The organism is Sandaracinaceae bacterium (genome assembly GCA_020633055.1).
Classification (GTDB): domain Bacteria; phylum Myxococcota_A; class Polyangia; order Polyangiales; family Houyiibacteriaceae; genus JADJJE01.
Genome location: JACKEJ010000020.1, coordinates 1 through 10,147 on the forward strand (window position 1 = coordinate 1; position 10,147 = coordinate 10,147).

Genomic DNA, 10,147 nt, shown 5'->3' on the forward strand with positions numbered 1-10,147 from the left:
TGGCGCCGAACCAGGCGAAGCGGTTCAGCGCGCGCATGCGCTCGTCGCTGTCCTCCACGAACGCGCGGAAGAACTGCAGCGCGGCCAAGGGGACGACCACGCCCGCGACGAGGTGTAGCCGCTCCCACAGCTCCCCCTGGAAGGCCGCGCGGACGGCCGTCACCGCGTACCACAGGGCCACGCTCAGACCGAAGGTGGCGAAGACCCAGTGCGCCCGCCGCTTGCGAGGGCGGAGCAGCACGTTCACCGCCAGCGCGAAGCTGAGCATCGCGGCGATCAGTGAGGTCTGTACGCGCAGGTCCATGGACGTAGCCTACCCGGAATGGCCCAGTAGAGCCCCCGAACCCGGTCAGTCGCATCCGGACAGACGCGTCGCGCTGGCCAGTGGCCCGGTTGACACATGCGCACCAGACCAGCCAAGACGCACCCATGCCGCACGCGTCCGCAGGCTCTCGGTTGCCCTTGTCGCGCTACCCGAGCCTCGACATCGCCTCACTCGAAGTGGCGGCGGACATCTACAGCCGGATGGTGGCGCCGGTGCACCTCCACGGCATGCCGAGCAAGGAGCCCTTCGCGTGGCGGGTGAACCACCTCGAGCTGGGGCCAGTGACGCTCGTGGCGAACGAGACCACGTCCAGCGTGTGGGCCGACTGCGAGGGCGCGGACGATGCGTACCTGGTGTCGTTGCCGCTGGGGGACAACGCGGCCGAGTCGAGCGTCGGTCAGGTGGTGACGCCGCTGGTGCGTGGGAGGTCGGGGGTGATCGTCACGCCCCGGCAGCGCTCCAAGGTGGTGGTGCGCTCAGGCAGCCGGACCTTGCAGGTCTCCGTGCCGCGGCAGGCCATGCTCGACGCCATGACCACGCTCACGGGGCGTGAGCCGCGCGACATCCAATTCCACACGCGGCTCGCGCTCGACGCGCCCGAGACGGCTTCGTTCGCCCGCTTGCTCGGCAGAGTGGTGAAGGAGGCCGACCTCGAGCAGCCAGGCTTCACGGCACCGGGTGCGGCGGAGCGCTGGGCGGAGGCGCTGATCTTTCGCCTGCTGCTCGGCCAGCCGAACTCTCGGTCTGCGCTGTTCGCTGTCAGGTCGCAGTCCGCGGAGCCACGCTACGTGCGCCGCGCGGCCGCGTACCTGGACGCGGCAGGAGACCGCGACGTCACGATGGCGGAGCTCACGCAGGTCACGGGCGTGAGCGCGCGTTCGCTGCAGAGCGGGTTCCAGAAGACGCATGGATGCTCGCCGCTCGCCTTCGCGCGCGCGCGCAGGCTCGAGCGTGCTCGCGTGCTGTTCCTGACCCACGATGACGCGCTGACCGTGAGCGAGGTCGCGCAGCGCGTGGGCATCCCGCACCTCGGTCGGTTCAGCGGCTACTACCGGCAGCACTTCGGCGAGAGCCCGACCGCCACGCTGGCTCGCTCGGACAGCACGCGTGTGAAGCTGCGGTAGCGCTGCGCCGTGCGCGGCCGCCCTGGGCTCGCGACCCAACATGACTGCGCAATCTGGATAGCGCTGGCTGCGTGAGGGCCGTAGAGCGCACTTCCCCCCGCCTGCGTCTCCTGCGTCAGCCCTGCTGCTGGCTCGGTGTGCGTTGGCCACCTCTCGTGGAGATCCCGATGGCGTCCTCTTCTTCGCGCTCGAGTCGAGCGAAGCCCCTCGCCCTGTGGCTCGCGTCTGCCCTCGTGCTCGCGTGCACGAGCGGCTGCGGTTCCGGTGGCAGCTCGTTGGATGACGCAGGGTCCACCGACGCCATGATGACATCGCGCGATGGCGGAGGAGCTGACCAAGGGAGCAGCAACGACCAAGGCGGCAACGCCGACGCGGGCCATGACGCGGGCTCATCGCCCGGGCCCGCCACGGACCCTGGTGCAGCCTGCAGCGGGAACGGCGACTGCTCGCGGGATGTCTGCCTGGGCCTGCCGGGCGGCTACTGCAGCTCCGTCTGCACGGACCACTCGGACTGCGGTGAGGGCAACCGCTGCCTCACGGGCTACTGCTACGCGCGCTGCGAGTCCCACGCCAACTGCACACGAGCCGACTACTTCTGCACCACCCTCGACACGTACCTAGACGACGAAGGCTTCCACCAGCTCTGGCGCGCTTGCTACATCGGCCAGACGCTCGGCGGCACCGCAGACATCGCCGATGGGCTCACTGTCGTGGTGACGGACTCTGTCGGCGGCACCCTCGCGCTCACCGAGAGCGGCCCGTTCACGTTCCCAAGCCGAGTCGCGCTCAGCAGCAACTACGCCGTGACGTTCGAGCCTCAGGGCGATGTGCAAGGCGTCTCGTGTCGAGGAATGGGGCTCACCGGCAGAGTGGTGGACGACATCACGAGTGTCTTCATCTCGTGCGGTCGACAGGCGGTCTTCACGGACCCGGGGACGCACGCGTGGGTCGTCCCTGCGGGCGTGACTGCGGTGTCGGTGGTGGCGGTGGGCTCCGGCGGCCGTGGCTCGGGCAACCGCGGCGGCGGGGGTGGCGAGCTGTGCTACCAGAACGACATCCCCGTCACACCCGGTGAGACCATCGACGTGGTGGTCGGTGACCTCTTCTCCGAGGCGGCGGGTGGCCACGACTCGAGCTTCGACGGCGAGCTCGTGGCACACGGCGGCCGCGATGCCTTCGGCAGCCCCGACGGCTGGGTGGTGCCCGGCGGCATGGGCGGAACGGTCGGCACGTGCTTCGCTGGCGGGAGCGGCTCCTACAACTCGTCTTCCGGGGGAGCCGCTGGCTACGCTGGAGTCGGTGGCAACGCCCGCATGGGAGTGCCCGCTCAGAACGGCGCGGGGGGTGGTGGTGCAGGGGGTGCCTTCGGGACCCCCGGCGGTGGCGTCGGCCTCGAGGGCATGGGCGCGAACGGCATCGCGGAAGGTGGCCATGGCTCACAAGCCAGCCCCGATGTCCCCGTCGCGGGCGGTGGCGGCACCACATACAACAACAGGCCGCAGAACGGCCAACACGGCGGCGTACGCATCATCTGGGGCACAGGGCGCTCGTATCCCTCGCAGGCCGGGAATCTCTGACGGCCGTACGCGCTCGCTCCGGTGTCGAACGCGTTCGTGCACCCCGCCTTCGAGGAGGTGTTGCCGTCGTGTACGCAAGGGCTCGAGGAGCTGGACCCCGACGAGGGTCCTGGCGACCGCTACGCTGACCTCCCAACGTGCATCGCCGGTGCGAGTCGGGCGCGGCCATGGGGGCCGCGCTACGCGTTCCGCCGCGCGCGCAGTGAGTACAGCAGGGGCAGCCGTGGCATGCCGCTGGGCAACCGGAAGCAGCCGTCCGCGCCGCGCTCCATGAACGGCCAGCGGGCGTGGGCCGAGTGGTCGTGCTCGTGAAACAGCTCGAGCGTCAAGCCATGCTCGAGCAGCGCGCCGAGGACGTCGCTGATCGGGTGGCGAAACTCCACCGAGCTGTTCGCCTGCGTCACGGCGCTCGGATCTGCGTACGTGCCGGGCTCGTCCCAGACGGCGCCCGAGGGGTCGTGGAAGTAGTCGTGCTGGACCACCAGGCTCCCCGCTTCGAACACCTCGGTGACCGGGTGGCACTCCACCAGGTAGAGGCAGCCGCCGGGCTCTAGCAGCTGACTCACCACGCTCGCCCAACGACGGATGTCGTGCAGCCAGATCAGCGCGCCGATGCCGGTGTAGACGATGTCGTAGCGCTCTCCGAGAGCAGCTGGCGCGTCGAACACGTCGGCGCAGACGAAGCGGGCGTCGAGCGACGCTTCACGGGCCAGCGTGCGCGCAGCTGCTACCGCTGGCTCGGAGAAGTCGAGGCCGGTGACGTGCGCGCCGCGGCGTGCCCACGACAGAGTGTCCATCCCGAAGTGGCACTGCAGGTGCACCAGCCGCTTTCCGTCGACGGAACCCAGCTCGGCGGCCTCGAAGGGTTGCAGCGAGCAGCGCCCTGCCTTCCAGCCGGCGACGTCGTAGAACTCGCCAGCCACATGGATGGGGACGCGCTCGTCCCACATTCGCTTGTTCTGTTCGCGGTAGTTGGTCACGGGCCCTAGGATACGTTGTGGCTCGGCTCCGAGCCTACAGCAGGTTCGACTGCTCCCAGAAGACCACCTCGCCGCCCTGGTTGATCACGAACGTGACCACGCCGTCGTGCGACACCGCGATGGCGAGCCCGCCTGGGTGGTCGTTGACGAAGCGGTACGCGGCGCGATGGCGCGTGCCGACGGACTCGATGTCCTCCGCGCGCCGACGCGTGCCTTCGTTGTCGAGCGCGCACCACACGCGTGACGGTGAGGGCAGCTCGGCGGACACCTCTGCGCCGAACCCAACAAGGGCGAAGTGCTTGTCCAACACCACGGCCCCGTCCGTGCCGGCCAGGTTGGCGACGACGCGGCTCCACTCGAACACGGCTCGCTCCAGCCGCTCCAGCTCCACGCTCGAGCTGGTCACGAAGTCTTCCCAGCCGATGGAGGGCTTGTCGCTGGCGTCTGCGAGCGCCTCCAGCAGCTGCAGGAGCAGGCTGCGATACCGTCGCGTGGGCTCGTCTTGGTCGAAGCGATACTTGACGTGCAGGCCGCTCGGGCCGCTGCGCCCTTCCGCGTCATCCTGAATCAGGAGCAGCCCGCCGTGCTTGGCGCTGCGCACCAACTGGATGAGCCGGCGCAGCATGTGCTTGGAGATGGGGCCCACCAGCGAGTGCTCGACCGCGGTAGGGACGCCCTTGGGCGCCTGCCTCTTGCTGTGGTGTGCGCGGATCTCTTCGCGTTCGGCCCCGAAACGCGCGGGCAACCAGGCTGAGTTGAACACGTCGATGCCCGCGTCCACGAGCTCGCCGTGTTCGAGCGCGCCGATGAGGACGCCAGCGCGCCGCACGGCGAGCTGACCCGGCGCGTTGACGTGGACGATGGGCGAAAACGTCCAGTTCGACCCTGGCCCACGGCCACCCCACGCCGGCGCGAGCCACGCGGGGCCCGAGTGCGCGATGCCCCAGATGCGCAGCTGCCCGTTCTCTTCGTGGACGCCGATGAGCGACGTCTCGAAGGGGGTCGACGGCGCCAGTCGCCGCAGCTCGTTGGTGGACAGAGGGCGGCTCTGATCGAAGCGCAAGCGGAGCACGCCGCCGTTGGGGCCGCCGCTCTCGGGCAGCGCGTCAGGGCTGCTGAGCAGTAAGCGAAAGCGCGTGGGGCGCGCCTCCTCTGCCATCATCGAAGCCTGAAACGCGGTCGAGAGCACCTCCAACAGGAACTCGGGGGAAACGGGGCAGGCCGCCTCTGACGGCCAGTGGGTCAGCACCCAGCGGACCAGATCGGGTGGGTAGGCACACCCGGTGCATGCGTCGTCAGCGCTCATGGACCCGAGCATAGACGCGCGTGTATCGTCCGGCTATGACCGCGCGTCCGCGTACCCCCCTGCTCGCGCTGTGGACCGTCCTGCTTGCCGTGGCCTGTGGGCCGGTCAGCGCGCCTGCCGCCGAGACCGCTCTGGCGCCCACCCGCGCGCCAGCGGACCCCACCCAAGACCCCAACGGCGACCCAGACGCCGATGGTGTGCTCAACGCCAACGATGCGTGCCCGTGCGACGCCGAAGACGTGGACGGCTTTGCCGATGACGACGGCTGCCCCGACTACGACAACGACGACGATGGGGTGCACGACGCCTGCGACCTGTGTCCGTTCCTGCCCGAGACCTACAGCGCGGAATACGAGCCCGACGGCTGTCCCGACCAAGGTCCGGTAGAGATCCCGCCGGCGCCGCTGGTCATTCGCGAGGTCGTCTCCTTCCGAGCACGCAACGCCGCGCTCTCGGGTGCGGAGGCTCCCATCATGAGCGCCGTCGTTGCAGCGCTGGAGGCCCACCCCGACGCGCGCGTGGGTCTGCACGGCCACGCCGATCGAGGCGAGTCCCAGGCGCAGGCGCTGTCCGAGCGGCGCGCCCAGGTGGTGCGCGACGAGCTGATCCGGCAAGGCGTCTCGCCAGAGCGCCTGAGCGTGTACGGCCATGGTAGCTTCGAGCCACGCGAGCCCGGACGCAGCCCCGCCGCACAGCAGGCCAACCGCCGCGTGCAGTTCGAGGTCGAGCTCGAGGAGCGCCCACCGCTCGAGCCGCGACCCATCATGCCGCGGGCCACGCCTGCTGACTGCCAGCCGCCTCCGCCCAGCGCCTGTCCGTGCGCTCGCAGAACTGCGCCTGGACCTGCCTGTCGAGTTGGCGAACGGTCCAACCTCCGTGCAGGGCCTCGCCCTCGTAGAAGGCACGTGCGTTCTCGTTGCGTGTTCGGGTCCGCCCTCCCGACCCACCTCATCGCCTTCGTCCAGCCGGGAGATGGGGCGTCTTGTCTGCAGTATGCGATGTTGGAGGATCACGAGTACGCCCCTTCCGCGATGCAGGTGTCGGCCTCCGCCGCAGCCCATGGTTGGCGTGGGCGTGGTCATCCACCTACGTCGAATGTCTAGATAGACAGGGTTCTGCGCCGTGCGCCGGCGTCGCTCGTGTTCAGCGGAGTCGCTCGAGTTCGAAGACGATCGGACCGTGTCGCTCGAAGTGCCACTGCTCGAACGTGAGCGCCTCGCCATCGAGACGAATCTGGCGCAGCCCTTCCGTCGTCGACGTCCCTGCGATCTCATAGAAGATCCGGATCTCTCCGAACGCAGCGAGCGCATTCCCCGCACTCAGGCGCCAGTAGCCGCGATCTCGGGGGCAGAACTCGCCGTAGTAGAACGGCATGCATCCACCGCCCTCACACGAGGCCGAGTACGAACCGTCCGCGTGCAGCTCGATGACAACTTGACGCACAGGCTCCCAGGGGCTCGTCTGGGTGCCCACCCACGCGCCGACCATTCCCGCAGCGAGCGCCCTCAGCTCCGCATTGGGGGCGTCCACGCCATATCCACCGACCGTCGGCACCGACGTATCGACACCCCGGGGGAGAGTGGATGCTTGCTCGCACGCGAGAGGGTTCTTGGGGTCGAAGGCGGGACCGGGGGTCGTCGTGTCGCTCGGTGGTGTATCCAAGTCGGGGCTCCCCGGCTCAGCGTCTGCGAGTCCGACGCCAGCATCGACGTCGCCCTCGCTCGACGACTCCTCCCGGGCGGAGTGCCCCTCGACCGAACACGCGCCCAACGAACCGCATACAAGTAGGATCAAGCGATAGTCCCTCATGCGATGAGTATTGCACGACCACGTGCTGATTCACAAACGGCAGCCCGGGCGGAGCGCGGAGCGGAACCACGCAGCTCGAGCGCGAGAGGGTCCGTGCGCGACCGCTGGCCTGGTGCTTCGGGAACGCCGGATTTTTTCCGGCTCCCGTGCGGGGGATGGCGAGACCAGTCTTCGAGTATCCCGAGAATACGCACATGCGCGCTTCGTTCCCGTGGAGCAAACACCATGTTCAACTCACCTCGGCTCTCTCCTCTCATGTCTGGCCCGCTCGCGCTGAGCCTCTTGGGCACCCCCGGCTGCGGCGACGACACCATGCCAGGTAGCGACGCCGCCGTGGATGGTGGTCAGCCCGCTGACGGCGGAGGCGGAGACACCGGAGGAGCCGATGCGGGCCCGCCGCCCTGCGCCGACGACACCCAGGAAGCACGCAAGGCGGCCCCTCGCCGATGGTGCGAAACGCGATGGGGACCGAGGGGAGGGTGACGGTGGGCATGCTGCCTCGGGAGCGGTCCAGCCGAAATCGGGCGTCCCCTTCTACCACGCAATCTCAGGGCGTCCGCAGTCGAGGAGGCCGCCTGCGCTCGTTTCGTCTCGCGCGTCCACGCGCTCATAGTCTGGGCCATCGAGCGCGGCGTCGTCAGGGAAGTCACCGCGTCAGCGTTGCGCGTGGGCTACCACCGCTCGGTCTCGGCGAGCGTGCTCTCGGGCACGAAGCCAGGTGCGTCGCAAAAGGGCTGGTCACCCTCGTCGAGGACGCGCTCCAGGAACTGGCGGATGCCCTTCGCCACGACGGGGGTATCACGCGACGCCTCCTCATCGTCTCTCAGGATGACCACCCACCAGTCGGGCTCGGCGCCGAAGGCGCGCAACGGGCGCACGCTCAGGTAGCAGGCTCGACGGTGATCGTTGAGGTCTGCGAACACCGTGGCCTCCGACAAGAGGCTGATCGTGTCACCCGCTCGCTGGGGGCGGGGGTGCCGGGCCAGTTCGGACTCGCCCCGAAGTCGCCAGCGGCCTTCGTGCAAGGAGCACGAGCCGAGCCGGTCGCTCACCTCCAAGAGCTCCGCAGGGCAGGGCACGGGGAGTGGTTCGCGCCCCACCGACTCGCCGTCGGTGGACTCCATGATGCCGCCCTCCCGTTCGGGCTCCGGGTCCCGTCGCTGCTTCAGGCGGTCGATCAGCAAGCTCAGCGGGCGCTCGACCACGGCCCACCCCGAGACGGCCTGCAGCCAGCCCGCCTCGTCCTGCGCGATGCCCGCGAGCCCACCAAGCAGCTCGTAGCTGCAGCCTTCCGTGGTGCGCACCGGCGCAAGCGTGCGACCGCTGGGGAGTGAATCCAGCGTGATGCCTTCGTAGGTGTAGTCGGTGTGGGGCCCACCGCTGCCGATGGACGGGTTGGGGAGCCCCTCCGCGAGATACGGGAAGAGCTGCGTCAGCCAGCCGCGAACCAGGCTGGCAGCGTAGACCTGCTCTGGCTTGTAGATGGCCCGCCAGAACCGCACGTCGGGCCGACCGGCCGCCGTCTCGATCCACTCGTCCGCCAGGGGCCGCAGCGCAGCGACCCACGCCTGGACACCGTACTCCGCGAGGATCTCGATGCGCGCCCGGATGGCGCGCCAGTCGTCCACCGTCCCGAGCAGCTCCACCTCGGGAATGCCGCAGACGCCGACGAGCAAGAAGTCGAAGTAGCGCTTGAACGCGCCCATCATCACGACCTGGCTGGCCGTCCGGTCCACCGCCGTGCTGGTGGAGAAGTCGCACGTGAAGACCCGCCTGCGCCCCTCACCCAGCTCATTCGCTAGGAGGGCCGTGAACGCTTCGACCCTTTCGGGCCATGTGCCCTGGTTGAGAACGGGCAGCGTCCTACGCCCCTGATGCGACACGAAGCGCCCGCGGAGCGCCTCGGCGTTGTGTTCCACATGCAACGCAAAGCCGGTGGTGATTGTGAGCCACACCGCGTCCGGGGAGACTCGCAGCGGGCGATGCTCATCGAAGGCGCACTGGACCGAGCACGCGAGCGGATGCAAGTGCGGTGTCCTCGAGACCACGAGCGGGTGAGGGGTCTCGAAGTGAACGAGCTCACCGTCGATGATTCGCCGCCACGTGACGCTCGCGTCCTCGGTGGGCAGGGGCGTCGTGGCGGGCACCACATCGTCTACCGCGAAGCGAACACCCCCAGTCGAAGTGGGCGTGGCCGCGACGTCCCGCTCTGCACGGTACGGTCCGGGCGGAGAAGGCTCGACCGCGCGGTCGCGCTGCGCGTTGGACCAGAGCTCCAGCTCCAGCACGCCGCCGTGCTGGCGCGCAAAGGCCTGCGCCTCCTCCAGTGTTCCCGTGAAGACGAAGCGCGGAACGAATGCCACGCCGTCAGCCAGCCAGGCACTCAGCTCCGACAGCGTCAGTCCCGTGATCGCACGCAACGCCTTGAGGGCGGCGATGCGCTCGCCCTTCGCCCCCACCAAGCGCACGTCGTACTCGGACCACATGTCCACGACTACGTACCATGGGGGCGGCCCGAAGCGCGATGACTGGAAGACGACGTAGCGACGCGTGGGCCACGAGCGCGCTCACGCTGCCCTTTGATTCCACGCACTGGCGTCGGCTTGCGCCGGCGACCCCGCGCGGGGCACATACCGAGCCTCCCTCCAAGCGGTGCGGCGGCGAGACGCTCACCGCCGCACCCATCGGCGGAATGGTGTATCGTCGACGCATGGTTTGGTTCACCACGCTGCTCGCGCTGCCTGAGAGCGCATGATCCCGAAGGAAGTCGCCAACCTCGCGGTGGACACGTCGGTCACTCCGGCCATCCGCGGTACGCTCATCGGGTCTTCGCTCCAGGCCATGCGCGAGCGCGACCTGAACGACGCGTACTTCGCCACGCTCGACCCTGAGTTCCACGAAGCCATCCGCACGTTCACGCCGCAGTCGTGGGTCGAGATGCCTCTGGCGCAAGCCCACTACCAGACGATGGACAAGCTCGTCCCGGACGACGAGGAGATCGTGGCCATCGGTAGAGCCGTCGGGGA

The 10,147-nt window shown here is 69.1% G+C and carries 9 protein-coding genes; 4 read left to right on the forward strand and 5 right to left on the reverse strand.

Going from position 1 to position 10,147, the window contains the following annotated elements; translation table 11 throughout:
• Nucleotides 1-304, reverse strand: a 304-nt coding sequence (locus H6726_32570) for a two-component system sensor protein (protein MCB9662419.1), incomplete at its 3' end; no start/stop codon positions are given.
• A gap of 125 nt (nt 305-429) precedes the next feature.
• Between H6726_32570 and H6726_32575 the strand changes: the two genes are divergently transcribed.
• Nucleotides 430-1,449, forward strand: coding sequence for an AraC family transcriptional regulator (locus H6726_32575; GenBank protein MCB9662420.1), 1,020 nt, complete (start codon nt 430-432; stop codon nt 1,447-1,449).
• A gap of 167 nt (nt 1,450-1,616) precedes the next feature.
• Nucleotides 1,617-3,026 (forward strand): hypothetical protein, encoded by a 1,410-nt coding sequence (locus H6726_32580; GenBank protein MCB9662421.1) that lies wholly within the window; start codon nt 1,617-1,619, stop codon nt 3,024-3,026.
• A gap of 179 nt (nt 3,027-3,205) precedes the next feature.
• Here the strand turns inward: H6726_32580 and H6726_32585 are convergent, their stop codons facing one another.
• Entirely contained in the window at nt 3,206-3,976 is a 771-nt protein-coding gene (locus H6726_32585) for a class I SAM-dependent methyltransferase (GenBank protein MCB9662422.1), read from the reverse strand.
• Between the two features lie 64 nt (nt 3,977-4,040).
• On the reverse strand, nt 4,041-5,312 hold the full coding sequence (locus tag H6726_32590; protein ID MCB9662423.1) for a hypothetical protein: 1,272 nt from the start codon (nt 5,310-5,312) through the stop codon (nt 4,041-4,043).
• Between the two features lie 35 nt (nt 5,313-5,347).
• Here H6726_32590 and H6726_32595 point away from each other — a divergent pair, with 35 nt between their 5' ends.
• Nucleotides 5,348-6,415: an OmpA family protein gene (locus tag H6726_32595; protein MCB9662424.1), complete on the forward strand. Its 1,068-nt coding sequence runs from the start codon at nt 5,348-5,350 to the stop codon at nt 6,413-6,415.
• A 40-nt stretch (nt 6,416-6,455) separates the two neighbouring features.
• Here the strand turns inward: H6726_32595 and H6726_32600 are convergent, their stop codons facing one another.
• On the reverse strand, nt 6,456-6,842 hold the full coding sequence (locus tag H6726_32600) for a hypothetical protein (protein ID MCB9662425.1): 387 nt from the start codon (nt 6,840-6,842) through the stop codon (nt 6,456-6,458).
• Nucleotides 6,843-7,792: 950 nt separating this feature from the next.
• Entirely contained in the window at nt 7,793-9,613 is a 1,821-nt protein-coding gene (locus tag H6726_32605) for a DUF4419 domain-containing protein (protein ID MCB9662426.1), read from the reverse strand.
• Nucleotides 9,614-9,872: 259 nt separating this feature from the next.
• Between H6726_32605 and H6726_32610 the strand changes: the two genes are divergently transcribed.
• The coding region (locus H6726_32610; GenBank protein ID MCB9662427.1) for a hypothetical protein at nt 9,873-10,147 on the forward strand (275 nt) is incomplete at its 3' end.

Coding starts and splice junctions, on each gene's coding strand:
- H6726_32575 (MCB9662420.1), top strand. CDS start 430: ATGCCGCACGCGTCCGCAGGCTCTCGGTTGCCCTTGTCGCGCTACCCG.
- H6726_32580 (MCB9662421.1), top strand. CDS start 1,617: ATGGCGTCCTCTTCTTCGCGCTCGAGTCGAGCGAAGCCCCTCGCCCTG.
- H6726_32585 (MCB9662422.1), bottom strand. CDS start 3,976: ATGTGGGACGAGCGCGTCCCCATCCATGTGGCTGGCGAGTTCTACGAC.
- H6726_32590 (MCB9662423.1), bottom strand. CDS start 5,312: ATGAGCGCTGACGACGCATGCACCGGGTGTGCCTACCCACCCGATCTG.
- H6726_32595 (MCB9662424.1), top strand. CDS start 5,348: ATGACCGCGCGTCCGCGTACCCCCCTGCTCGCGCTGTGGACCGTCCTG.